At 65.5% G+C, this 24731-nt stretch carries 23 protein-coding genes; 13 read left to right on the top strand and 10 right to left on the bottom strand.

What is annotated here, in order from left to right; all coding sequences use genetic code 11:
- Nucleotides 1–78: 78 nt before the first annotated feature.
- Nucleotides 79–1116, bottom strand: a complete 1038-nt coding sequence (locus tag ACLFKU_RS01505; RefSeq protein ID WP_410847947.1) for a DMT family transporter — start codon at nucleotides 1114–1116, stop codon at nucleotides 79–81.
- Nucleotides 1117–1490: 374 nt separating this feature from the next.
- On the opposite strand from ACLFKU_RS01505, the gene dapC reads away from it, so the two are divergent.
- The 6 genes from dapC (at nucleotide 1491) to cls (ending at nucleotide 7898) form a co-directional block, all read left to right on the top strand.
- Nucleotides 1491–2711: a succinyldiaminopimelate transaminase gene (gene dapC, locus ACLFKU_RS01500; protein ID WP_410847946.1), complete on the top strand. Its 1221-nt coding sequence runs from the start codon at nucleotides 1491–1493 to the stop codon at nucleotides 2709–2711.
- Nucleotides 2712–2772: 61 nt separating this feature from the next.
- Nucleotides 2773–3600 carry a 2,3,4,5-tetrahydropyridine-2,6-dicarboxylate N-succinyltransferase gene (gene dapD, locus ACLFKU_RS01495; protein ID WP_008923562.1) on the top strand — a complete coding sequence of 276 codons (828 nt, stop codon included), beginning with the start codon at nucleotides 2773–2775 and terminating at the stop codon, nucleotides 3598–3600.
- Nucleotides 3600–3965: an ArsC family reductase gene (locus ACLFKU_RS01490; protein WP_018435509.1), complete on the top strand. Its 366-nt coding sequence runs from the start codon at nucleotides 3600–3602 to the stop codon at nucleotides 3963–3965. The genes dapD and ACLFKU_RS01490 overlap by 1 nt, the downstream gene beginning before the upstream one ends.
- Before the next feature lie 126 nt (nucleotides 3966–4091).
- Nucleotides 4092–5231 carry a succinyl-diaminopimelate desuccinylase gene (gene dapE / locus ACLFKU_RS01485; RefSeq protein ID WP_410847945.1) on the top strand — a complete coding sequence of 380 codons (1140 nt, stop codon included), beginning with the start codon at nucleotides 4092–4094 and terminating at the stop codon, nucleotides 5229–5231.
- A gap of 14 nt (nucleotides 5232–5245) precedes the next feature.
- Nucleotides 5246–6130, top strand: a complete 885-nt coding sequence (prmB, locus tag ACLFKU_RS01480; RefSeq protein ID WP_368586905.1) for a 50S ribosomal protein L3 N(5)-glutamine methyltransferase — start codon at nucleotides 5246–5248, stop codon at nucleotides 6128–6130.
- A 280-nt stretch (nucleotides 6131–6410) separates the two neighbouring features.
- Complete coding sequence (gene cls, locus ACLFKU_RS01475; protein WP_410847944.1) at nucleotides 6411–7898, top strand: cardiolipin synthase; 1488 nt, start codon at nucleotides 6411–6413, stop codon at nucleotides 7896–7898.
- 12 nt (nucleotides 7899–7910) lie between these two features.
- On the opposite strand, the gene ACLFKU_RS01470 is transcribed toward cls, so the two are convergent.
- Complete coding sequence (locus ACLFKU_RS01470; RefSeq protein WP_368586903.1) at nucleotides 7911–8390, bottom strand: glutathione peroxidase; 480 nt, start codon at nucleotides 8388–8390, stop codon at nucleotides 7911–7913.
- A 166-nt stretch (nucleotides 8391–8556) separates the two neighbouring features.
- Here ACLFKU_RS01470 and ACLFKU_RS01465 point away from each other — a divergent pair, with 166 nt between their 5' ends.
- Both ACLFKU_RS01465 and ACLFKU_RS01460 read left to right on the top strand, forming a co-directional pair.
- Entirely contained in the window at nucleotides 8557–10512 is a 1956-nt protein-coding gene (locus ACLFKU_RS01465) for an ATP-binding cassette domain-containing protein (protein ID WP_410847943.1), read from the top strand.
- 79 nt (nucleotides 10513–10591) lie between these two features.
- Nucleotides 10592–11692 carry a CaiB/BaiF CoA transferase family protein gene (locus ACLFKU_RS01460; RefSeq protein ID WP_410847942.1) on the top strand — a complete coding sequence of 367 codons (1101 nt, stop codon included), beginning with the start codon at nucleotides 10592–10594 and terminating at the stop codon, nucleotides 11690–11692.
- 10 nt (nucleotides 11693–11702) lie between these two features.
- On the opposite strand, the gene ACLFKU_RS01455 is transcribed toward ACLFKU_RS01460, so the two are convergent.
- The 3 genes from ACLFKU_RS01455 to alr form a co-directional block, all read right to left on the bottom strand.
- Nucleotides 11703–11981 (bottom strand): DUF2866 domain-containing protein, encoded by a 279-nt coding sequence (locus ACLFKU_RS01455; RefSeq protein WP_368586900.1) that lies wholly within the window; start codon nucleotides 11979–11981, stop codon nucleotides 11703–11705.
- 152 nt (nucleotides 11982–12133) lie between these two features.
- A complete protein-coding gene (gene radA / locus ACLFKU_RS01450; RefSeq protein ID WP_410847941.1) occupies nucleotides 12134–13510 on the bottom strand; it encodes a DNA repair protein RadA in 1377 nt (458 codons plus the stop codon).
- A 3-nt stretch (nucleotides 13511–13513) separates the two neighbouring features.
- Nucleotides 13514–14584: an alanine racemase gene (gene alr, locus ACLFKU_RS01445; protein WP_410847940.1), complete on the bottom strand. Its 1071-nt coding sequence runs from the start codon at nucleotides 14582–14584 to the stop codon at nucleotides 13514–13516.
- Between the two features lie 218 nt (nucleotides 14585–14802).
- Here alr and lplT point away from each other — a divergent pair, with 218 nt between their 5' ends.
- Both lplT and thiD read left to right on the top strand, forming a co-directional pair.
- On the top strand, nucleotides 14803–16110 hold the full coding sequence (lplT, locus tag ACLFKU_RS01440; RefSeq protein WP_410847939.1) for a lysophospholipid transporter LplT: 1308 nt from the start codon (nucleotides 14803–14805) through the stop codon (nucleotides 16108–16110).
- A gap of 61 nt (nucleotides 16111–16171) precedes the next feature.
- A complete protein-coding gene (thiD, locus tag ACLFKU_RS01435) occupies nucleotides 16172–16978 on the top strand; it encodes a bifunctional hydroxymethylpyrimidine kinase/phosphomethylpyrimidine kinase (protein ID WP_410847938.1) in 807 nt (268 codons plus the stop codon).
- A gap of 6 nt (nucleotides 16979–16984) precedes the next feature.
- On the opposite strand, the gene ACLFKU_RS01430 is transcribed toward thiD, so the two are convergent.
- The 4 genes from ACLFKU_RS01430 to tsaB are packed head-to-tail and all read right to left on the bottom strand — an operon-like array spanning nucleotide 16985 to nucleotide 20313.
- The gene (locus ACLFKU_RS01430) at nucleotides 16985–18016 is read right to left on the bottom strand and encodes a DUF1853 family protein (protein ID WP_410847937.1); all 1032 of its coding nucleotides are present in this window, start codon (nucleotides 18014–18016) and stop codon (nucleotides 16985–16987) included.
- Nucleotides 18013–18999: a uracil-DNA glycosylase family protein gene (locus tag ACLFKU_RS01425; RefSeq protein ID WP_368586895.1), complete on the bottom strand. Its 987-nt coding sequence runs from the start codon at nucleotides 18997–18999 to the stop codon at nucleotides 18013–18015. The genes ACLFKU_RS01430 and ACLFKU_RS01425 overlap by 4 nt, the downstream gene beginning before the upstream one ends.
- Complete coding sequence (gene rimI, locus ACLFKU_RS01420; RefSeq protein ID WP_368586894.1) at nucleotides 18986–19480, bottom strand: ribosomal protein S18-alanine N-acetyltransferase; 495 nt, start codon at nucleotides 19478–19480, stop codon at nucleotides 18986–18988. Before rimI ends, ACLFKU_RS01425 begins: the two co-directional genes overlap by 14 nt.
- Entirely contained in the window at nucleotides 19477–20313 is an 837-nt protein-coding gene (gene tsaB / locus ACLFKU_RS01415; RefSeq protein WP_410847936.1) for a tRNA (adenosine(37)-N6)-threonylcarbamoyltransferase complex dimerization subunit type 1 TsaB, read from the bottom strand. The genes rimI and tsaB overlap by 4 nt, the downstream gene beginning before the upstream one ends.
- A gap of 166 nt (nucleotides 20314–20479) precedes the next feature.
- Between tsaB and ACLFKU_RS01410 the strand changes: the two genes are divergently transcribed.
- Nucleotides 20480–20749 carry an acyl-CoA-binding protein gene (locus ACLFKU_RS01410; RefSeq protein WP_152851132.1) on the top strand — a complete coding sequence of 90 codons (270 nt, stop codon included), beginning with the start codon at nucleotides 20480–20482 and terminating at the stop codon, nucleotides 20747–20749.
- 285 nt (nucleotides 20750–21034) lie between these two features.
- Here ACLFKU_RS01410 and ACLFKU_RS01405 read toward each other — a convergent pair whose 3' ends face one another.
- A complete protein-coding gene (locus tag ACLFKU_RS01405; protein ID WP_410847935.1) occupies nucleotides 21035–21241 on the bottom strand; it encodes a hypothetical protein in 207 nt (68 codons plus the stop codon).
- Nucleotides 21242–21249: 8 nt separating this feature from the next.
- Between ACLFKU_RS01405 and ACLFKU_RS01400 the strand changes: the two genes are divergently transcribed.
- On the top strand, nucleotides 21250–22890 hold the full coding sequence (locus ACLFKU_RS01400; protein ID WP_410847934.1) for a DEAD/DEAH box helicase: 1641 nt from the start codon (nucleotides 21250–21252) through the stop codon (nucleotides 22888–22890).
- Nucleotides 22891–23294: 404 nt separating this feature from the next.
- The gene (aceA, locus tag ACLFKU_RS01395) at nucleotides 23295–24599 is read left to right on the top strand and encodes an isocitrate lyase (RefSeq protein ID WP_368586915.1); all 1305 of its coding nucleotides are present in this window, start codon (nucleotides 23295–23297) and stop codon (nucleotides 24597–24599) included.
- Nucleotides 24600–24731: the final 132 nt, after the last annotated feature.

The following is a 24731-nucleotide window of genomic DNA, read 5'->3' as shown; positions in this document are numbered from 1 at the left end:
TCGCAATTTGGTTGCCGGCTGCATGCGCTCATGCACATCGGAGGCACAGGTGCGCATGCGCCGGCTAATGAGGGGGAATCATACCATCGCGCGTGGACGATTCTTACCGCCCTTTCGGTGGTCGTCGCTGTCGCCGTCACGGCCGTGTTGGTCAGCGCGTTGGTCACCGCGCCCATCGTCGCCGCCCGGCCCGTCCGTGTCGCCGATGGCCGGATCGGGCGGCACCGTCTTCGTCCGATGCACCCAGCTCGACAACGCCGATGCGAGCACGATGCACGCGCCGCCGGCCCATTCGCGCGGCCCCGGTACTTCGCCGGCGAACAGCCACGCCGACAGCGCCGTCACGACGAGTTCGAACAGCATGATGATCGAAGCGCGATTGGCCGGCACACGCGAGAGCCCGTACTGCACCAGCATATTGTTCGACGCGAGCAGCAGACCGAGGCCGAGCACGAGCAGCGCCGCGGTACCCAGATGCGCGCCGGTGGGCGGCGCGGGCATCGGCTCGATGAGCGAGGCGAGCGCGCCGAACAACGCCGCGCCGCCGAAGATCACCGCGGTGCGCATTTCGGGCTTCATGTCCGGCAGGACGCGGCTCGTCTTCAGGATCAGCACATTGCTCATCGCGAAGCCCATGCCGCCGGCGAGCCCAGCCCATTCGGCGGGATTGCCAGGCACCGGAACGCCGAGCCGCGGCGACCACAGCATCGTCATCGCGCCCGCGAGCGACAGCGCGGCCAGCGCCGCGCCCGACCACGTGAGCCTCTCATGCAGGATGAAATGCGCGAACAGCGCGGTCCACGCGGGCGTCAGATAGAACAACAGCAGCACGCGCATCACCTGACCGTGAATCGCGCCCCACACGAAGCCCAGATTTGTGACGCCAGCGGCGAGCGCGAGCGCCGGCAGCAGCCAGTGCCATCGCACGGTCTTCAGCGCGCGATGCCGCACGAGCAGCACGAACAGGCAGCCGGTGCCGCTCGTCAGCGCGCTCGCTGCGGTGCCGGTCACGCCGAGCGCGGCGAGCATGCGCAGCGGGTACCAGACCATCCCCCAGACCGACGCGCCCAGCATGATCGCGAGCGTCGGCCAGCCGTTGCGAAGCCAGTTGGTCATGGGGCCGGACTCCGACGAGCGTCGCGGGTGGGTCGGATGAGGGCCCGGCCGGCCGTCTGCTGCTCTGCTGCGTACATTTGCTGCTCCTGCGTATTCTTTTACGCGAACCGTAGCGGATTCGCGCCGTTCCCGCCGCGGCGCGCCGGTGCGCCGCCTCACGGATTGCTGCCGCGCCGCGCGGCAAGCTCCCGCTTGGCCCGCGGGCGCGCCACGCTATAATCGTCCGTTCGCCGCCGCTGGTGGCCGGCTCGTCGCTGGCCAGTGCATCGCGCGCAGGGATGCCGATTCATGTTTGATGCGCCGACGCCCGCCGGCGCGCTTGCCCGGTTGTCCCGACTTTCATCCGCGTCCATTCCGATCAGGCCCACTCGTCCGTGAATCCGCTACTCGACTCCCTTCAGCCCTATCCGTTCGAAAAGCTGCGCCTGCTTTTCAAGGACGTCACGCCGCCGGCCGGCCTCGCGCATATCAGCTTCGGCATCGGCGAGCCGAAACATCCGACACCGCCGCTGATCCGCGACGCCGTCATCGCTTCGCTCGGCGGCCTTGCCGCCTATCCGGCCACGCTCGGCTCGACGCCGCTGCGTGAGTCGATCGCGAAGTGGGTCACGCAACGCTACAACCTGCCGCCGCTCGACCCGCTGACCGAGGTGCTGCCGGTGTCCGGTTCGCGCGAAGCGCTGTTCGCGCTTGCGCAGACGGTGCTGAACCCGCGCCGCGATGCCGACGGAGAGCCTGCGATCGTACTCTGTCCGAACCCGTTCTACCAAATCTACGAAGGCGCGGCGCTGCTCGGCGGCGCCCAGCCGTACTTCGTCAACAGCGACCCGGCGCGCAACTTCGCGTGCGACTACTCGGCGGTGCCCGCGGAGGTCTGGGCCCGCACGCAACTGCTGTACGTCTGCTCGCCGGGCAACCCGACCGGCGCCGTGCTCACGCTCGACGACTGGCGCGAACTGTTCGCCCTATCGGACCGCTACGGCTTCGTGATCGCGTCGGACGAGTGCTACTCGGAAATCTATTTCGACGAGTCGAAGCCGCCGCTCGGCGGTCTCGAAGCGGCCCACCGGCTCGGCCGCGGCTTCGAGCGCCTCGTGATGCTGTCCAGCCTGTCGAAGCGCTCGAACGTACCGGGCATGCGCTCGGGCTTCGTCGCCGGCGACGCGTCGATTCTGAAGTCGTTCCTGCTGTACCGCACGTACCACGGCGCGGCGCTCTCCACCGTGTACCAGAGCGCGAGCGTGGTCGCATGGAGCGACGAGACGCACGTGCGCGAGAACCGCGCGAAGTACCTGCAGAAGTTCACGACCGTCACGCCGATGCTCGCCGACGTGCTCGACGTGCGCCTGCCCGACGCCGCGTTCTACCTGTGGGCCAATGTCGAGCGCACCGGACTCACCGACACCGAGTTCGCCCAGCGCCTCTACGCCGACTATAATGTGACGGTTCTGCCGGGCTCGTTCCTCGCGCGCACCGCGCACGGCGTGAACCCCGGCCGCAATTTCGTGCGCCTCGCGCTCGTCGCCGATGTCGACGAATGCACGGCAGGCGCGCAGCGGATCGTCGAATTCTGCCGATCTCTCGCTGCGGCTTGAGCCGCACCCGAGCCGCACCGCACCCCATCTCCAGACATCAACCCTTCATAAAATCACGCATATGTCGCAACAACTTCAGAGCATCATCGATACCGCCTGGGACAACCGCGCCGAGCTGTCGCCGAAAGCCGCGCCGGCCGAAGTGCGCGAAGCCGTCGCCCACGCGATCGAGCAACTCGATAAGGGCGCGCTGCGCGTCGCCGAAAAGAAGGACGGCGACTGGGTCGTCAACCAGTGGCTGAAGAAGGCCGTGCTGCTGTCGTTCCGGCTGGAAGACAACGCGCCGATGCCGGCCGGCGGCTACAGCCAGTTCTACGACAAGGTGCCGTCGAAGTTCGCGAACTACACCGCTGAAGACTTCGCCGCCGGCGGCTTCCGCGTGGTGCCGCCCGCGATCGCGCGCCGCGGCTCGTTCATCGCGAAGAACGTCGTGCTGATGCCGTCGTACACCAACATCGGCGCGTACGTCGACGAAGGCACGATGGTCGACACGTGGGCCACCGTCGGTTCGTGCGCGCAGATCGGCAAGAACGTGCACCTGTCGGGCGGTGTCGGCATCGGCGGCGTGCTCGAGCCGCTGCAGGCGAACCCGGTCATCATCGAAGACAACTGCTTCATCGGCGCGCGCTCGGAAGTCGTCGAAGGCGTGATCGTCGAGGAAAACTCGGTGATCTCGATGGGCGTGTACCTCGGCCAGAGCACCAAGATTTACGACCGCGAAACCGGCGAAGTCACGTACGGCCGCATTCCGGCGGGCTCGGTCGTGGTGGCGGGCAACCTGCCGTCGAAGGACGGCACGCACAGCCTGTACTGCGCGGTCATCGTCAAGAAGGTCGACGCCAAGACGCGCGCGAAGGTCGGCCTGAACGAGTTGCTGCGAGGCGACTGATGGCGCGCGGCACCAAAACCGTCGTCTACGGCATTCCGAACTGCGACACCGTGAAGAAGGCCCGTGTGTGGCTCGAAGAGCATGGCGTCGAGTTCGAGTTTCACGACTTCAAGAAGGCCGGCGTAACCGAGCCGCTGGTGCAGGACTGGTTGAAGGACGTCAAACTCGACGCGCTGCTGAACCGCCGCGGCACGACGTGGCGCGCGCTGTCCGACGACATGAAGGCGGCCGCGGAAACGCAGCCAGGCGCGATCGCGCTGATGATCCACAAGCCGTCGGTGATCAAGCGGCCGGTGCTGGTCGTGAACGGGCGCGTGAAGTCGCTCGGTTTTTCCGCTGACGAGTACGCGGCGCTGTTTGCCTGAGCGACTGCCAGGCACGAGGTAGCATGACGCGCGGCCTCGCGCCGCGTCGTTCAAAGGCTGTTGCCGGCTGCGGTGGCTCACCGCGAGCCGGCATTTTTTCATTTCAAAGTGGCTTGTACTGAATCCATGTCCGGCACCCTCGCCCTTACCGAACAACTGATCGCGCGCGCGTCCGTGACGCCCGACGACCAGCATTGCCAGCGTCTGCTGATCGAGCGCCTGGCCGCGCTCGGCTTCGAGCACGAGACGATCGAATCCAACGGCGTGACCAACCTGTGGGCCGTAAAACGCGGCGTCGACGGCACCGCGGGCAAGCTGCTCGCGTTCGCCGGTCACACCGACGTGGTGCCGACCGGCCCGCTCGAACAATGGCGCTCGGCGCCGTTCGAGCCGACCCAGCGCGACGGCAAGCTGTACGGCCGCGGCGCGGCGGACATGAAGGCGTCGATCGCCGGCTTCGTCGTCGCGAGCGAGGAGTTCGTCGCGGCCAACCCTCAGCACCGCGGCTCGATCGCGTTCCTGATCACGAGCGACGAGGAAGGCCCCGCCACCGACGGCACCGTCAAGGTCGTCGAAGCATTGCAGGAGCGCGGTGAGCGCATGGACTACTGCATCGTCGGCGAGCCGACGTCGAGCGAGCGGTTCGGCGACATGGTCAAGAATGGCCGGCGCGGCTCGATGTCGGGCAAGCTGATCGTCAAGGGCGTGCAAGGCCATATCGCTTATCCGCATCTGGCGAAGAATCCGGTGCACCTGCTCGCGCCCGCGCTCGCCGAGCTCGTCGCCGAGCGCTGGGACGATGGCAACGAATATTTCCCGCCGACCACCTGGCAGGTGTCGAACATCCACAGCGGCGCCGGCGCGACCAACGTGATCCCCGGCCATGCGGACGTGATGTTCAACTTCCGCTTCTCGACCGCGAGCACCGTCGAAGGCCTGCAAAAGCGCGTGCACGCGATTCTCGACAAACACGGCCTCGAATACGAACTGCATTGGACCGTGAGCGGCCTGCCGTTTATCACCCCGCGCGGCGAGCTGTCGAGCGCGCTCGCGCAAGCGATCAAGGACGAGACCGGCGTCGACACCGAGTTGTCGACCACCGGCGGCACGTCGGACGGCCGCTTCATCGCGCGCATCTGCAAGCAGGTGATCGAGTTCGGTCCGCTGAACGCAAGCATCCACAAGATCGACGAACATATCGAAGTCGCCCATATCGAGCCGCTGAAGAACGTGTATCGCCGCGTGCTCGAACAACTGATCGCATAACCAGGAACCTTGCGATGACGCTTCCTTTTTGCACCGTCCGCGACCTGCTGCGTTATGCAGTGTCGCGTTTTAGCGAGGCCAAGCTGTCGTTCGGCCACGGCTCGGCCAATGCCTACGACGAAGCCGCCTATCTGATCCTGCACACGCTGCACCTGCCGCTCGACCTGCTCGAGCCGTTTCTCGACGCGCGCCTGACCACGGCCGAAATCGAGGCGGTGCTGAAAGTGATCGAGCGACGCGCCGCCGAACGCGTGCCGGCCGCGTACATCACGCAGGAAGCGTGGATGCATGGCTATCGCTTTTACGTCGACGAGCGCGTGATCGTGCCGCGCTCGTTCATCGGCGAGCTGCTGCAGGACGGCCTGCAGCCGTACGTCGAGGACCCCGAGCAGGTCGGCGCGGTGCTCGAGCTGTGCACCGGCTCCGGCTGCCTCGCGATCCTCGCCGCCCACGCGTTCCCGAACGCCGACGTCGACGCGGTCGATCTGTCCGCGCCCGCGCTCGAAGTCGCGACGCGCAACGTGCTGGACTACCACCTCGACGACCGCATCGCGCTGTTCGAAGGCGATCTGTACGCGCCGCTCGCCGAGCGCCGCTACGACGTGATCATCAGCAACCCGCCGTACGTGAACGCGAAGTCGATGCAGGAGTTGCCGGCCGAATACAAGCACGAGCCGGAGATGGCGCTCGCGGGTGGCGCGGACGGCATGGACATCGTGCGCCGGATCATTGCCGGCGCGCGCAACTGGCTGACCGAAGACGGCGTGCTCGTCATCGAGATCGGCAACGAACGCGAGCACGTCGAGGCGGCGTTCGGCGGTCTCGACCTCGTGTGGCTGTCGACCAGCGCCGGCGACGACAACGTGTTCCTGATCCAGGCCAGCGACCTGCCGGTCTGAGTTCGGCATGCTGTCCGTTTGATCGCGCGGCGTGCGCGGCGCCGGCTTGCGTCGGATTTCGCAAGTGACGCGCGCCGCGCGCCGCAGCACACACGGTTTATTCGTACGAGTTTTTGCGCTATTTTTTAGCGCGTGTTTTTAGGCCGTTTTTGGCGCTTTCCCAGGCGCCGCAGCCGCAGTCTGAATTCGTTGCCCGACGCGTTCGCCGCAGACCACGAAGCGAGCCTGTGCCCGCCTCCGTTTCCTGAACCCCGGCGCTTCGCCAACTGTTCGCGAGCTTATGACATTCGACCTGCTTCACGTCGGCCCGCTGGTTCTCCTTGCCCACATTCTCGGCATCATCGCGGCCGGTCACGCGATTCTCCATACCCGCACCTCGCAAGGGGCGATCGCGTGGGCCGTATCGCTGGTCGCGATGCCTTATCTGACGCTCGTGCCGTACCTGTTCCTTGGCCGCAGCAAGTTCGCCGGCTACGCGGACGCGCGCCGCGTCGAAAACGAGCTGCTGCGCACACGCGCGCATCCGCAGGTGTGGGACACGCATGCGTCGTCGGCCGGGGTGCCGACGCAGCAGCTCGGCTCGCGGCTCGTGCAGTCGCTGACGCGCCTCGGCGGCATGCCGTTCCTGCCCGGCAACACCGTGCGCACGCTGATCAACGGCACCGCGACTTTCGAGGCGATCTTCGACGCGATCCAGAACGCGCGCCACTATGTGATCGTGCAGTTCTTCATCGTGCGCGACGACGCGCTCGGCGACATGCTGAAAGACGCGCTGATCGCGAAAGCGCAACAGGGCGTGCGCGTGTACTTCCTGTACGACAGCATCGGCAGCTTCGATCTGCCGCACCGCTACGTCGCGACACTGCGCGCGGCCGGCATCGAGATGCAGCCGTTCGCGACGAACCGCCGCTTCGTCAACCGTCTGCAACTGAATTTCCGCAATCACCGCAAGATCGTGGCGGTCGACGGCGAGCGCGCGTTTATTGGCGGTCATAACGTCGGCGTCGAATATCTGGGCGCGAAGCCGCCGCTGTCGCCGTGGCGCGATACGCATATCGAGGTGCGCGGCCCGGCGGTCGCCAGCATCCAGTTCGTCTTCATCGAGGACTGGTACTGGGCCACGCAGCAGTTGCCCGAGTTAGACGTGCCGTCCACCGAAACTGCCGGTCCATCCGTCGAGCAGCGCGACGCCCACGGCGCCGTCGAACACGCCGGGAACAACATGCACTGCATCGTGCTGCCGAGCGGCCCGGCCGACAAACAGGAGACCTGCTCGCTGTTTTTCGTCGAAGCGATCAACGCGGCGCGCGAACGCATCTGGATCACGACGCCCTACCTGGTACCCGACGAAGCCGTGTTCGCCGCGTTGCGGCTCGCGGCGCTGCGCGGCGTCGACGTACGCATCCTGATTCCGAGCCGGCGCGATCACCGGGTGGTGTTCGAGGCTTCGAAGCTGTATGCATACGACTCGCTGCGCGCGGGCATTCGCATCTTCCGCTATCAGCCGGGTTTCCTGCACCAGAAGGTCGTGCTGATCGACAGCAGCGCGGCCGCGATCGGCAGCGCCAATCTCGACAACCGCTCGTTCCGTCTGAACTTCGAGATCATGGTGCTGACCGTCGACCGCGGTTTCGCGCTCGAAGTCGAAACGATGCTGCTCGACGACTTCGCCGAGTCGCGCGAAATCGACCGCGACGAGTACCGCAAGGCGAACGCGCTGCGACGCATGCTGATGCACGTCGCACGGCTCTTTTCGCCGATCCTGTAGAGGCGCTCGTGCTTACAGCAGCGCTTCGATATCCTCGGTGATCGCCTCGGGCTTGGTCAGCGGCGCATAGCGCTTGACCACGTTGCCGTCGCGGCCGATCAGAAACTTCGTGAAATTCCACTTGATCGCCTCGAGACCGAGCAGCCCCGGCGCTTCGATCGTCAGGTAACGGAATAGCGGGTGCGCGTTCGGGCCGTTCACGTCGATCTTGTCGAACATCGGGAACGTCACGCCGTAATTCTTCTCGCAGAAGCTGCCGATCTGCGCGGCGTCGCCCGGCTCCTGCTTGCCGAACTGGTTGCACGGAAAACCGAGCACCGCGAGCCCGCGCGCCGCGTACGTGTCGTACAGCTTCTGCAAGCCCGCGTACTGCGGCGTGAACCCGCATTCGCTCGCGGTATTGACGATCAGCATCACCTTGCCTTGGTACTTCGCGAGACTCGCTTCCTCGCCGCCGAGCGTGCGTGCCGAAAACGAATAGATCGATGTCATGTGCCCTCCCGTGAAAGCCGTCAGTCTATGCCAAAAGCGCTGCCGGTACAGTCGGCCGAATGGCCGATGGCGGCTGCGCTCAATGCGACAGCCAGGCAATCGGCGCCGCGCGCCCGGCAACCCGCCGGGCAGTCTAAAATAGCGGTTTTCTTCAGCCGGCCACGTCGTGATCCGCTTCAATCAGTTCAGCCTCGCGCGCGGCACCAAGCCGCTTTTCGACAACACCACGTTCACGTTGAACCCCGGTGAAAAAGCCGGCCTCGTCGGGGCGAACGGCGCGGGCAAGTCGACGCTGTTCGCCGTGCTGCGCGGCGAGCTGCATGCGGACGGTGGCGATTTCTCGATCCCGCCGACCTGGCGGATCGCCCACGTCGCGCAGGAAACGCCTGCCGTCGACAAAACCGCCCTCGCCTACACGCTCGACGGCGACGCCGCGCTGCGCGACATCGAAGCGCGCATCGCGGCCGCCTCCGCGGCGCACGACGGCGCGGCCGAAGCCGAAGCGCACGCCGCCTTCGCCGACGCCGACGGCTACACCGCGCCGGCACGCGCCGAAGCGCTGCTGCTCGGCCTCGGTTTCACGCTCGACCAGACCCGCGAGCCGGTCAGCAGCTTTTCGGGCGGCTGGCGCATGCGGCTGAATCTCGCGCAGGCGCTGATGTGCCGCTCCGACCTGCTGCTGCTCGACGAACCGACCAACCACCTCGACCTCGACGCGATCGTCTGGCTCGAAGACTGGCTCAATCGCTATGCGGGCACGCTGATCGTGATCTCGCACGACCGCGAGTTTCTCGATTCCGTCTGCAACGTCACGCTGCATCTCGAGAACCAGCAGATCAAGCGCTACGGCGGCAATTACTCGCAATTCGAAGTGCTGCGCGCGCAGCAGATCGCCCTGCAGCAGAGCGCGTACGAAAAGCAGCAGCGCACGGTCGCGCATCTGCAAAGCTACATCAACCGCTTCAAGGCGCAGGCCACCAAGGCGCGTCAGGCGCAAAGCCGGGTGAAGGCGCTCGAGAAGATGGAGCTGATCGCGCCCGCGCACATCGCGTCGCCGTTCACGTTCGAGTTCCGTACGCCCGACTCCGCGCCGAATCCGATGATGGTGATGGAAGATGTGCGCTGCGGCTACCACGCCGAAGACGGCAGCGAGATTCCGATCGTCGAGCGCGTGATGCTGTCGATCCAGAATGGTCAGCGCATCGGTCTGCTCGGCGCGAACGGCCAGGGCAAGTCCACGCTGATCAAGACGCTCGCGGGCACGCTCGAACCGCTCTCGGGCCACGTACGCGAAGGCAAGGGTTTGCGCATCGGCTACTTCGCGCAGCATCAGCTCGAAACGCTGCGTCCGGACGACACGCCGTTGCAGCACCTCGCGCGTCTCGCGCCCGATACGCGCGAGCAGGAACTGCGCGACTTCCTCGGCAGCTTCAACTTTTCCGGCGACATGGCGACCGCGAAGATCGCGCCGTTCTCGGGCGGCGAGAAAGCACGCCTCGCGCTCGCGCTGATCATCTGGCAGAAGCCGAACCTTCTGCTGCTCGACGAGCCGACCAACCACCTCGACCTCGAAACGCGCCACGCGCTGACGATGGCGCTCGCGCAATTCGAAGGCACGCTGATTCTGGTGTCGCACGACCGCCATCTGCTGCGCGCGACGACCGATCAGTTCATGCTGGTCGCGAAGCATCGTCTGCAGGAATTCGACGGCGATCTCGACGACTATCGCGACTGGCTGCTGCAGCATGCGGCCGAGCAGCGCGCGGCGTTGAAGGCGAATGCTTCCGGTGCGTCGGACGCAGCGTCCAGCGGCGCGGCAAATGGCGACAGCAACGTCAATCGCAAGGAGCAGCGCCGCCTCGAAGCGGAAACGCGACAGAAGCTCGCGCATCTGAAGAAGCCGCTGCAAAGCCGCATCGCGAAGATCGAAAAGGAAATGGACGCGCTCAACGCGGAGAAGACGACGCTCGATACATTCGTCGCCGATCCCGCGAGCTACGAGCCGGAGCAGAAGAGCAAACTGACGGAGGCGATCCGCCGTCAGGCAGACGTGAACGCGCGCCTCGATACGCTCGAAGCCGAATGGCTCGAGACGCACGAGGAACTCGAACAGATCGGCTAGCGGCACGCAACGGCCGGGCCGCGCCGGCATCCACGGGAGCTTGGCTTTGTCATTTGCGAACTCGTCGTCCGCGTCATCGATGTCTGGACCCGCGGCTGCAACGGCAACCGAGGTGCCGCCACCGTTGCAAGGACTCCGCGTGCTCGACCTCACGCGCCTCTTGCCGGGGCCGGCGGCCGCGCTGCGCCTCGCCGAGCTCGGCGCCGATGTGCTGAAGATCGAAGCGCCCGGCGCGGGCGACCCGACGCGCGCGATGATGCAGTCGTCGAGCGATCGTGTCGCGGGTAGGCCCGGTGCGTTCTACCGGATGGTCAATCGCGGCAAGCGCGAGACGCGCCTCGACCTCAAATCCGAAGCTGGACGCAACGTGCTGCGCGCGCTCGCGGCCGAAGCCGACGTGTTGATCGAGAGCTTCCGGCCCGGCGTGATGGAGCGGCTCGGCCTCGGCTACGCGACGCTCGGCGCGGCCAATCCGCGGCTCGTCTATTGCGCGATCAGCGGATATGGCGCAAGCGGTCCGTTCGCGGACCATGCGGGCCACGATCTGAACTACATCGGCTATGCGGGCGTGCTCGATCAACTGGCGAGCCGCGACGGTGCGCCGATCCTGCCGAACTTCCAGATCGCCGATCTGCTCGGTGGCGCCTTGAGCGCGGTCACGCAGATTCTCGCCGCGCTCTGGCATGTCGCGCGTGGTGGCGCGGGCCGCTTCGTCGATGTATCGATGACGCACACGAGCTATGCGCACAACTTCGTCGCGCAGGTGTCGCTGGGCAACGAAGGGGCGGCGCCCGCAGCGGGGAGTGGTCTGTTGAATGGCGGCGTGCCCTGCTACAACCTGTACCGCACGAGCGATCAGCGCTGGCTCGCGGTCGGCGCGCTCGAACTGAAGTTCTGGGAAACGCTGTGCATGGCGCTCGATCGGCCCGAATGGGCGACGCGTCACTGGAGCCTGGGGCAGGCGATCGGCGGTCCCGATGCGTTGGCACTCATCCGGGAACTCGCTGATGTGATCGCGACGCGCACGCTCGGCGACTGGGTGGAATCGTTGGAATCGCTCGATTGCTGCGTGTCGCCGGTGCTGACGCCCGCTGAAGCGGCGCAGCATCCGCTGTTCAATCCGCACGCGTATGCGGCGGCGGCCGCGAGCGCCGCCGACTCAGACGACGACGGGGCCTAACCCGCCGCCGTCAACGCCGCGTCGCCGTCTGCCTCGGCAGCGTTTGACGCGGCGACTTCTCGTCGTCGTACAGCAAGTGCTTGCGACCTTCCACATGGCGGCTGATCGTGGCGCGCACTTCGGCGGCGGTCACGTCTTCGGCCACCACGCGCCGCGAGATCTGCCCCGCGGTGTCGATCCACTCGACGATCCGGCAAGCGCCGCCCCATGGCCGATGAATCGGTGCGGAGACCCGGCAGCCGCGCACCTGGATGTGCGGGTCGGCAGCGGTTTCATGTGACTGTTTCAAAGCGCGATCCTTTTTCGAGCATCAGAAGGGATGCATATCGTTACAGCTTAGGAAAAAGGTATGGCGGCCAGGTTACAGCCAATATGGCGATATTTACAGGGCATTACGGGACCGCGAGCGCGCAATGTACCGGCGAGCCGTCCCGGCCCCGTCTATTCGAGCGTGCGGACGCGGTCGATGGCCTGTTCGATCCGTTCGACCGCAACGACCTGTAAGCCTTCGATCGGCTGTTTCGGCGCATTGGCCTTCGGAATCACCGCCACCGAGAAGCCGAGCTTGGCCGCTTCCTTCAGGCGTTCCTGACCGCGCGGCGACGGCCGGATTTCTCCGGCGAGGCCCACTTCGCCGAATACGACGAGCCCCTTCGGCAGCGGCTTGTTGCGCATCGACGAATGAATCGCGAGCAGTACCGAGAGGTCGGCGGCGGGCTCGGAGATCTTCACGCCACCCACCGCGTTCAGGAACACGTCCTGATCGAAACAGGCGATGCCCGCATGCCGATGCAGCACCGCGAGCAGCATCGCGAGCCGGTTCTGTTCGAGGCCGACCGCGAGGCGGCGCGGATTCGGCGCGTTGGCCGAATCGACGAGCGCCTGCACTTCGACGAGCAACGGCCGCGTGCCCTCCTGCGTGACGAGCACGCACGAACCCGGCACCGACTGCTCGTGCTGCGACAAAAACAATGCCGACGGATTCGCGACGCCGCGCAAACCACGCTCGGTCATAGCGAACACGCCGAGCTCGTTGACCGCGCCGAAACGGTTCTTGATCGCCCGCACGAGACGGTACGACGAGTGCGTATCGCCCTCGAAGTACAGCACCGTATCGACGATATGTTCGAGCACGCGCGGCCCCGCGAGCGCGCCCTCTTTCGTCACGTGTCCGACCATGATGATCGTGGTGCCCGACTGCTTGGCGATGCGCGTCAGTTGCGCGGCGCACTCGCGCACTTGCGCGACCGAGCCCGGCGCCGATGTCAAAGCATCCGAATAGACGGTCTGGATCGAATCGATCACGGCGACTTCGGGCCGTTGCTCGGTGATCGTCGCCTGAATTTTTTCGAGCTGGATTTCCGCGAGCAATTGCAGTTCGCTCGCCTTCGAGCCGGGTTCGAGCAGTGCGAGCCGTTGCGCGCGCAACGCGATCTGCGCGCCCGACTCTTCGCCGCTGATATAGAGCGCGCGCTTGTCCGCGGCGATCTCGGCGAGCGATTGCAGCAGCAATGTAGATTTACCGATGCCCGGATCGCCGCCGATCAGGACCACGCCGCCCGGCACGAGACCGCCGCCGAGCACGCGGTCGAATTCGCTGACGCCGGTGGAAAAGCGCGGCACGTCCGACGCGTCGATGTCGGCGAGGCGCCGCACTGGCGTGCTCTTCGCGAGCGACTGGAAACGGTGAGCGGACGGCGCCTCTGCGACCGATTCGACGAGCGTGTTCCACGCCTGGCAAGACGGGCATTGACCGGACCACTTGGGCGACTGTCCGCCGCATTCCCCGCAGATATACAACGTCTTCGCTTTCGCCACGCGTTACTCCGCCCGAACCGGCACACGCGGCGCGACCGCGCACATCAGCTCGTAGCCGATCGTGCCGCAGGCTTGCGCGACGTCGTCGATGGGCAGCGCGGTACCCCACAGTTCCACGCGCGAGCCGACGTTGGCGGTCGGCACCGGGGTCAGGTCGACGGTCAGCATGTCCATCGACACGCGTCCAACGATTCGCGTGCGCACCCCATCGACGATCACCGGCGTGCCTTCGGGCGCGACGCGCGGATAGCCGTCCGCGTAACCGCACGCGACCACGCCGATGCGCATCGGCGCGCGCGCGGTGAACGTGGACCCATAGCCGACCGAACTGCCTTCGCCGAGCGTCTGCACGGCGATCAGTTCCGACGCGAGCGTCATCGCGGGCTGCAGTCCGGTGCCGTCGATCGCGGCCGTCACGCCGGACGGCGACGCGCCGTACAGGATGATGCCCGGACGCACCCAGTCGAAATGCGCTTCGGGATGCCACAGTGTCGCGGCCGAATTCGACAGGCTGCGCGCACCGGCGATGCCCTGCGCGCCGCGCTCGAACGCCTCCATCTGATGCGCGATGCCGCGCTCGGCATCGGCATCGGAAAAATGCGTCATCAACGTGATCTGGCCGACGCCCTGGCAGGCGCGCGCGCGCTCCCATGCGGCACGAAATTTTTCCACCGTGTAGCCGAGCCGGTTCATACCGGTGTTCATCTTCAACTGGATATTGACCGGTTTCGACAGGCGCGCCATTTCGAGCATGCGCAGTTGCTCGTCCGAATGCAGCGCCGTGGTCAGGCTGTAGCGGTCGATTACGTCGATGTCGGTCGGCCGAAAAAAGCCTTCCAGCAGAAGAATTGGGCCTGCCCAGCCCAATTCACGCAACTTCACCGCTTCTTCGAGGTCCAGCAACCCAAAGCCGTCCGTCGCGCGCAATCCGGGAAACACGCGCGCGAGGCCATGCCCGTAGGCATTAGCCTTGACGACGGCCCAGACTTTTGATTTCGGCGCATAGCGCCGCGCGACAGCGAGGTTATTGGCGAGAGCAGCGGTATGAATCGTGGCGGAAAGGGGGCGCGGCATGGGATTTTTTCGAAAAGACACTTGCGAATCAGCGGCTTACAAGGCGTTTTCAGCGCTCTGCGGCCCGCTGGGCGGTGCGATCAAGGATTCTGCTAGTCTGAATCCATCTATTTTCATGATATAAAGCCGTGCGCACAACCCATTTCGATCGGCATAAGCCCGGACGCATAACAAACGGCCGGGGCGGACAGACCGCAGCGAGGACAGCATCGCATCAGATGAAAAAAGGCTTTTACACCATCATGGCCGCGCAGTTTTTTTCGTCGCTGGCCGACAATGCGCTTCTGATCGCTGCTATCGCACTGCTGAAAGATCTTCACGCTCCGAACTGGATGACGCCGCTGCTCAAGCTGTTTTTTGTGCTGTCGTACGTCATTCTTGCCGCTTTCGTCGGCGCATTCGCCGACTCCCGTCCGAAGGGACGCGTGATGTTCATCACCAATACGATCAAGGTGGTCGGCTGCATCACGATGCTGGTCGGCGCGCATCCGCTGATTGCGTACGGCATCGTCGGCTTCGGCGCGGCGGCCTACTCGCCCGCCAAATACGGCATTCTCACCGAACTGTTGCCGCCTGACCGGCTCGTCGCCGCGAACGGCTGGATCGAAGGCACCACGGTCGGCTCGATCATTCTCGGTACGGTGCTCGGCGGCGCGCTGATCAGCCCGCACATCGCCGCGCCGATTCTCAAATGGCACGTCCCCACCGTGAACACGCCCGCGGAAGCCGCGATGCTCGTGATCATGGGCATTTACGTGGTCGCCGCGCTCTTTAATCTGCGCATTCCCGACACCGGCGCGCGCTATCCGCGCCAGGAACACGGGCCGATCCGCCTGATCACCGATTTCGCCGACTGCTTTCTCGTGCTGTGGCGTGACAAGCTCGGACAGATTTCTCTCGCTGTGACGACGCTGTTCTGGGGCGCGGGTGCGACGCTGCAATTCATCGTGCTTAAATGGGCCGAGGTGTCGCTGGGCATGTCGCTGTCCGAGGCAGCAATCCTGCAGGCGGTGGTCGCGGTCGGCGTCGCGGGCGGCGCGATTTTTGCGGCTTCGCGCGTGCCGTTGAAGAAGTCGCTGTCGGTCTTGCCGGTCGGCATCATGATGGGTATCTCCGTGATGCTGATGGCGTTCTACACGCGCGATCTGTTTCCCCCGCACTGGGGCATTTATTTTGGCCGCATGCACGTGTCGGGCTATCTGATCTTCGCGTATATCTTCCTGATGTTCGTGGGCGGCCTGTCGGGCTTTTTCGTCGTGCCGATGAATGCGCTGCTGCAGCATCGTGGGCACGTGCTGCTGTCGGCGGGCCATTCGATCGCCGTGCAGAACTTCAACGAGAATCTGTCCGTGCTCGTGATGCTGTGCCTGTACGCGGTGCTCGTTTGGCTCGACGTGCCGGTTACCGTCGTGATCGTGCTGTTCGGCACCTTCGTGTGCGTGATGATGTGGCTCGTGATGCGGCGCCATCAGGCGAACCAGCGCGCGTTCGATTCGGTCGCGCTGATCGGCGAAGCCAAGCACTGATCAACCGCGCCGGGCCGGCCGCGACACGCACGAGCGGGCCCTTCTTCTTCCTCGCTCGACCATGACTCAATCGATTCCCAATGTGCTGACGATCGCCGGCTCCGATTCCGGCGGCGGCGCTGGCATCCAGGCCGATCTGAAGGCCTTCTCCGCGCTCGGCGCCTATGGCGCGAGCGTGATCACCGCGCTGACCGCGCAGAACACGCGCGGCGTGACCGCGATCCACGCGCCGGACCCTGGCTTCATCACCGCGCAGCTCGACGCGGGGTTCGACGACATCCGCATCGACGCGGTGAAGATCGGCATGCTCGCGAATGCGCCGATCGCGCGCGCGGTTGCCGACGCGCTGCGCCGTCACCGGCCCAAACACGTCGTGCTCGACACGGTGATGATCTCGAAGAGCAATCATGCGCTATTGCTGCCCGATGCAGTCGCGGTGGTACGCGACGAACTGCTGCCGCTCGCCGATCTGCTGACGCCGAATCTGCCGGAAGCGGCCGCGCTGCTCGGCACGCAGCCCGCCACCGACGAAGCCGGCATGGTCGAGCAAGGCGAAGCGTTGCGCGCGCTCGGCGCGCGCGCGGTGCTGATGAAGGGCGGCCATCTGAGCGCGACCGATAGCCCCGACTGGCTCGTGCAGGAAAGCGGCACGCTGCGCCTCGGCGGTCCGCGCGTGCCGGTGAAGAACACGCATGGAACGGGCTGCACGTTGTCGTCGGCGATCGCGGCGTTGATTCCGCAGCGCGACGATCTCGCTAGCGCCGTGGCCGATGCGAAGGTTTATCTGACCGGCGCGTTGCAGGCGAGCGAGCGGCTCGACGTCGGCCACGGCGTGGGGCCGGTGCATCACTTTCATCGGTGGTGGTAAGCGACGCTATTGCTTCGCGTAACGCCGCGCGTGCTCGGGCCAGTCGTCCGGCACGATAAAGCCGCGCGAGCGTTCGAGCAGATGTCCCGTATCGTCTTCGATGAATCCGGCGACCATCGTCGGGCCGTGTTGCGGTGAGATTTGAGCGGCGAGCGTGTTTGCGTCGACATAGCACGAATCGTGCGCGCCGGCTTGCATTCGATACTGCGGCGCAAGCCATTCGAGCCGCGGCAACACCCGCCACCTATGCGTGTGCGCGCACTCGAAAGCCGGCCAGTCGCGATGCGTAATCCACCAGCCGCGGCCATGCGCGGGATCGAGTTCGGCAGGATCGGTGGGCGTGGCGCCATGCCGGTAGAACAGCCAGCCTTTGACGAACATCTGCGGCGTCCACGTGCCTGCATAGCCCGTCGATGCAAATTCCTCGCGTGCGCTGAGCGGCAACTGATGATCGAGCAGATGCGCGAGCTTCAGATCGAAGCGGTCCTTCAGATTGGGGCCGACGTAATCGGCGAGACGCGCCGCCTCTGCCCCACTGGGATCGCCCGCATGCAGATAGCACTTCACCGCGAGTTCCCAATGCAGTCGCGCGCCCTCGCGCGTGCGCACGAGGAAATCGCATTCACCAAGCGTGCGGCCGGCGTGCCGTAGCGGCACACCCGCTGCGATCAATTGCGTCGCCGGCCCATGACGAAGGAAAAAACCCAGCAGGCGTTCGGCGTAGCGGCCAAGACGCGTGATGCGCGTTGCCGCGAGATCCTGATGCAGAGATTCTGGCGTGGTGTCGAGCGCGCGCAGCCAGTCGAGCGTGGCCTGCAATTCCTGCGGTGTATCGAAGGGAGCCGCGAGCGCGCCCGCGGGAGGCTGAGGGCGCAACAGATCGGGACTCAGCAGCAGCCACGCGAGATCGCGGACGGCGGGTTCGCGCAGTGCATCGACTGAAGCACCGTCGCGCAATCCAAGCAACCTATCGAGAAGCGCCGCGTGGCTGATAGACGCGGCGGGCATGCGCGCCGCCGGGCCCTCGGGGATCGTCACTTTGATTCGTTCGACGGCGCGCCGCCGTTCGCCAGCCACGTGGCGCGCGCAAGGCACAGGTCCGTCCATGCCTTGGCCTTGTCGGGCAGGCTACGCAGCAGATAGGCCGGATGATAGGTGACGATCACCGGCACGCCCTCGTACGTATGCACGCGGCCGCGCAGCGACGAAATGCTCGCGTCGGTCTTCAGCAGACTCTGCGCGGCGAAACGGCCGAGCGCGACGATCAGCTTCGGCTTCACGAGCGACACCTGACGCTGCAGATAAGGTTCGCAACGGGCGACCTCGTCCGGCTGCGGATTGCGGTTGCCGGGCGGCCGGCACTTGATCACGTTCGCGATATACACGTTGGTGCCGCGCGCGAGCGCGAGCGAATGCAGCATGTTGTCGAGCAGCTTGCCGGCCTGGCCGACGAACGGTTCGCCTTGACGGTCCTCGTTCTCGCCGGGCGCTTCGCCGATCAGCATCCAGTCGGCCTCACGATCTCCGACGCCGAACACCGTGTTCGTGCGCTTCTCGCACAGCCGGCAGGCCTCGCATCCGGCGACGCGCTCGGCGAGCGCGTCCCAGTCGAGCGTGTGGATAGCCGGCAGCGCGGGCGCGTCGCGGCGTGCTTCGGCGGGTGCGGGGGCCGATGCGGTGGGATCGTCGAACCACGCGAAGTCGTCGTCGGGTGGGGCGTCGAAAGTCGGCGGCGCTGAAAAGTCCGGTTGCGGTTGTGATGTCTCGCGGCGTGCGGCGGTTTCGTCGAAGCGCGGTGCGGGTTCACTCGGCGCTTGCTGCGGCTGCGCGTCGGCGGATGCGCGCAGCGGTTCGCGCGAGGTCTGCGGCGCCGGCTCCGCGCGTCGCTCGTCGTCCGCGTCTGCCGGTATCGACTGCGACGCATCACCCTGCCCGGCCTCCGGCTCGCGCCCGGCGAGTCCGCGACGCACCCACAACGGCGCGAGTCCAAATTCTTCGAGCACCGATTCATGCAGCGCCATCTTCGCCCTCCGTGGCAAACGACAGACGCATCACGATCGCGTCCTCCCGGGCGCGATGCCGCGCCGGATAATAATTTTTGCGCCGGCCGATCGATGCGAAGCCAAAGCGCTCGTACAAACGGATCGCCCGATGATTCGACGGCCGCACTTCGAGCAGCAGTCCCTCGAGCTTCTCCGCGTGCGTGATGCGCACCGCCTCGCGCAGCAGCGCGAGGCCCGCGCCCGCGCCTTGCGCTTGGGGTGCCACGCACAGATTCAGCAGATGCATTTCATCGACGACCGGCATCAGCACGCAATAGCCGATCAAAGTGCCCGTCACGTGGCGCAGACAGACGCCGAAATAGCCGTTGCGCAGCGAGTCGCCGAAGTTGCCGCGACTCCACGGAAACTCATACGCAAGCTTCTCGATCGCGGCGACTTCGTCCAGGTCGCTTTCGGTCATCGGCGACATGTAGCGGTCCGTGAGCAGCACACCGCTCATGGGCGCGCCTCGTCGTGGGACGGCTGGCCGGACGCGCCGTCGGGCGCGCTCTGCGCGGACTGCCCGGCGTTGTGAGCCGCTTTGGCTGATTTCGCCGCCTTGTCGGCCATGCGCTCGGCGGTCGTCTGCGCGACCTTGTCGCGCACGTACTCGGGCGCAGCCTGATCGGCGGGTACCGTGCGGCCCGCATGGAACGCGCGCAGCGCCGCGTACGCCAGCGGCAACGCATGCGGCAACGCTTCACCATCGACGCTTCGCGCGGCCGCGACCGCCGGCAATCGCTCGCCGAACGCGGCGGCCGCATTGCCGGCAAGCGTGAACGGCCCGTCGGGCAGCACGATCCGCTCAGGCGCATCGAGCGACGCCGTCTGCACGGTGCGCCATTCGTGTTGCGCGTCGTCCCACGCGTAGTCGGCCCAGTAGATTTCGTCCATGCGCGCGTCGAGCGCGGCGAGCACGCGCGTCGTCGACGGATCATGCAGGCGGGCGCTCTCCGCGCACGCGAGCAGCGTGCCAATCGGCACGACCGGCAGGTCCAGGCCGAACGCGAGGCCTTGGGCGACGCCGGTCGCCGTACGCAGTCCGGTGAACGAACCCGGGCCCGAGCCGAACGCGATCGCGTCGCAGTCCGCCAACGTGAGGCCGGCTTCGTCGAACAGTTCGCGGATCGCCGGCAGCAGGCGGGTACTGGACACCGCGCCGGTTTGTTCGTGACGAACCCAGACGCGCGGTTCGGCGCTGGGCTGACCGGCGGCATCGACGGACGCGGACACGAGCGCCGCCGAACAGAATTCAGTCGAGGTATCGAGGGCAAGGAGCACTGTTTGAGTCATGGACCGTATTGTAATCGGCACGGTGCGCGTGAATGGTGGTTTGCGCGGCCTTGCTGCCCCGCTTCGCGGCCGCCCAGTTTGGAATAAGCCCTCGGCCCCGTTGCGTCAGGCAATTGTTATGATTTTCGGCCGATCTCATCTATCCCGCGACGCAGGCCAACCCACCATGACCGATATCAACTCCCAGTTCGAACAAGCCCAGCAGGACGTCAAGCAGCTGCCCGAGCGCCCGGGCAATCTCACGCTGCTGCGTCTCTATGCACTCTTCAAGCAGGCAAGCGAGGGCGACGTGCACGGCGACAAGCCGGGCTTCACCGACATCGTCGGCAAATACAAGTACGAAGCTTGGGCGGCGCTCAAGGGCACCGCGCAGGACGCTGCGAAGCAGCAATATGTCGAGCTCGTCGAATCGCTGAAGAGCGGCGCGGCGGCCTGAGTTTCCGGCGCGCCAATCATCTGTGGAATGGCCGTATGGGAACCCCGCCACGGCCTCGCGGGGTTCCGGACGCGAGGCTCCGGGCCATCGCCCTCACGTCCCTACTGCATTCCGGCACTTTTTTCTGTCGGATTTGCGCTGAATGGTGGCGCAGTGCAGCAAAGTTCGCTATAATGCCGCCTGCGCTTCACTGCTTTGGCCGTTTTTCCAGCGGTCCTCGCGGCGCAGCGTCCCATAGCGTTTGCTCCAATCCAGTTTAGAACCTGTCCCCTTCTGCCTAGCCCCCTACGGGCTCAAGTCCCAGGCTGGCGGCTCGCCATGTTGGCACGTCGCATCCGATACAGCTTCTAACGAAAAACTCGCCTTCATTGTCGCGAGTTGCCCCCGTTTTTCGATTTGCTCGCTGCTTTTTTGCCCGCTGAATCCGACGACTTGGGTATGCCGATTGGCGTTGACGTTTTCATCCGATGAACCACCCAGGATCGTTTTCAAGGATTCACATGACTTTGAGCAACACCCCCAGCAGCCCGTTGAACGCCATTGCCGACGAAGCACTTGGTCTCGCGTCCGCCGCTCCCGCAGCCGCCGCGCAAGCTGACGCCAAGCCGAGCTTCGCGTCGCTCGGCCTGTCCGCGGAAGTCGTCTCCGCGCTGACCGCCGCTGGCTACGAGCACCCGACGCCGGTGCAGCAACGCGCGGTGCCGGCTGGTATCGCCGGCCGCGATCTGCTGGTTTCGAGCCCGACCGGTTCGGGCAAGACCGCCGCCTTCATGCTGCCCGCCATCGAGCGTTTCGCGCAGCTGCAAAAGGCCCAGGCGAGCCAGCCGCGCGAACCGCGTCCGGCCGACGGTGGCCGCGGCCGCCGTCCGCAGCCGGTCGCGCGTCCGACCATGCTGGTGCTGACCCCGACCCGCGAACTCGCGATGCAGGTCACGACCGCCGCCGCCACGTACGGCAAGCACCTGAAGCGCCTGCGCACCGTCAGCATTCTGGGCGGCGTCGCTTATGGCCAACAACTGATGCTGCTCGCGAAGAACCCTGAAATCCTCGTTGCGACGCCGGGCCGTCTGATCGACCACCTCGAGCGCGGCCGCATCGATCTGTCGCAACTGCAGATCCTCGTGCTCGACGAAGCCGACCGCATGCTCGACATGGGCTTCATCGACGACATCGACACGATCGTCGCCGAAACGCCGGCTACCCGTCAGACCATGCTGTTCTCGGCCACGCTCGACGGCAAGATCGGCTCGCTGACCGGCCGTCTGTTGAAGGACCCGGAGCGTATCGAAATCGTCCAGCGCATGGAGCAGCGCACCAACATCGCGCAAACCGTCCATTACGTCGACGACCGCGATCACAAGGACCGTCTGCTGGACCATCTGCTGCGCGACTCCGGCCTCGACCAGGCGATCGTCTTCACGGCAACCAAGATGGACGCAGACCAACTGGCGGGCCGTCTGGCCGACGCCGGTTTCGAATCGGCTGCGCTGCACGGCGACCTGCCGCAAGGGGCGCGTAACCGCACGATCCGCGCGCTGCGCGAGCGCCGCGTGCGCGTGCTGGTTGCGACCGACGTCGCCGCTCGCGGTATCGACATCCCGGGCATCACGCACGTGTTCAACTACGACCTGCCGAAGTTCGCCGAAGACTACGTGCACCGTATCGGCCGTACCGGCCGCGCGGGTCGCTCGGGTATCGCGGTGAGCCTCGTGCATCACGCCGAACAGGGCGCGTTGAAGCGCATCGAGCGCTTCGTGCGCACGCCGCTGCCGGTCAACGTCGTCGAAGGCTTCGAGCCGCGCAAGGCGCCGCCTTCGGGCAACGGCCGTCCTGGCTTCGGTGGCCGCGGCCGTCCGGGCGGTAACGGCCGTCGCTTCGGCAGCGGCTCGGGCAAGCCGGGCGGCTACGGCGGCTCGCGCAACGGGAACGGCAATGGCAATGGCAACGGCGGGGGCTGGGGCAACAAGTCGGCCGGCGGTTCGCGTGACGGCTACGGCTCGCGCGAAAGCCACGGCGGTTCGCGTGACGGCTATGGCTCGCGCGAAGGCTTCGGCGGTGGTTCGCGTGACAGTTACGGTTCGCGTGACGGCTACGGCGCGCGCCGCAACGACGGTCCCCGTTCGGCACGTCGCGGCAGCTGATAGCTACGCACAAGACTGACCGGACGGCTTCGCGCCGTCCGTGAGAACAGCAGAAAACCGGCGCTCAGGCGCCGGTTTTTTTTTCACCTGTCCGCTGCCCGCCCCCAATTTCGCGATGTGGAAAAATTTTTTGCGTCGTAAAAAATCATGCTGCAAGGCACAAGAACGACTGTTGCAACAGGGAAAATATCGTTTCTCATCGCGAAATGCGACATTCAAGCCATTGATTTAACGTAAAAATAAATATTGGAAAAACGCTTTGCGGTGTCTATTGCGCGTCCATCGATTTGCCTAGACTCTTATATAAGACTTCACGAACCACAACGCCCTCTCAGGGCCCGGCGCTTCGAGAAGACAGAGTCACCCATCCTCCATAACTGGCATCGAAGGAGCACATCATGACAATGACCCGCGAACAGCAAGTGCAGCAACTCAAGCAGCAATGGGAAACGGACCCGCGTTGGAAGGGTGTCAAGCGCACCTACTCGGCCGAAGACGTGGTGCGTCTGCGCGGCTCGGTGCAACCCGAGCACACGCTCGCGAAGCGCGGCGCCGAAAAGCTGTGGGCCGCAGTGAACAGCGAGCCGTTCGTGAACTCGCTCGGCGCGTTGACGGGCAACCAGGCGATGCAGCAGGTGAAGGCCGGTCTGAAGGCAATCTATCTGTCGGGCTGGCAGGTCGCGGGCGATGCCAACGTCGCTGGTGAAATGTACCCGGACCAATCGCTGTATCCGGCCAACTCGGTGCCGCTCGTCGTCAAGCGCATCAACAACACGCTGACGCGTGCCGACCAGATCCAGTGGTCGGAAGGCAAGAACCCGGGCGATGAAGGCTACGTCGATTACTTCGCGCCGATCGTGGCCGACGCGGAAGCCGGTTTCGGCGGCGTGCTGAACGCGTTCGAATTGATGAAAGCGATGATCGAAGCGGGCGCATCGGGCGTGCACTTCGAAGACCAGCTCGCCTCGGTCAAGAAGTGCGGCCACATGGGCGGCAAGGTGCTCGTGCCGACCCGCGAAGCCGTCGCGAAGCTGACCGCCGCACGTCTGGCCGCCGACGTCTCGGGCGTGCCGACCGTGCTGCTCGCCCGCACCGACGCGGAAGCCGCCGACCTCGTGACCTCGGACGTCGACGACAACGACCGCCCGTTCCTGACCGGCGAGCGCACCGTCGAAGGCTTCTATCGTACGAAGCCGGGCCTCGAGCAGGCAATCTCGCGCGGCCTCGCGTATGCGCCGTACGCCGACATGATCTGGTGCGAAACCGGCAAGCCGGACCTCGAGTTCGCGAAGAAATTCGCCGACGCGATCCACAAGGAGTACCCGGACCAACTGCTGTCGTACAACTGCTCGCCGTCGTTCAACTGGAAGAAGAACCTCGACGACGCAACGATCGCGAAGTTTCAGCGCGAGCTCGGCGCAATGGGCTACAAGTTCCAGTTCATCACGCTGGCCGGCTTCCACGCGCTGAACTACTCGATGTTCAACCTCGCGTACGGCTATGCGCGCAACCAGATGACCGCGTTCGTCGAAATGCAGCAGGCGGAGTTCGCGGCGGCCGAAAAGGGCTTCACCGCGGTCAAGCACCAGCGCGAAGTCGGCACCGGCTACTTCGACGCGGTCACGCAGACGGTCGAGCGCGAAGCATCGACGACCGCGTTGCATGGTTCGACGGAAAACGAGCAGTTCTTCGACAAGAAGGTCGCCTGAGATGAGCCGGTCGGGTCACGCAATCCCGTGGCCTGAACGCAGCAACGATTGGCAAATGTCGAGGGGCAACGTCAGAGTGCCGCCGACACTGGGAGGACCGCGCCGTACCAGATTGGCAGGAACATTAGTGCG

This window comes from Paraburkholderia sp. EG304 (assembly GCF_046543485.1).
Taxonomy (GTDB): domain Bacteria; phylum Pseudomonadota; class Gammaproteobacteria; order Burkholderiales; family Burkholderiaceae; genus Paraburkholderia; species Paraburkholderia youngii.
The sequence above is the reverse complement of the archived record's forward strand: the minus strand, read 5'-3'. Positions and strand labels throughout refer to the sequence as shown.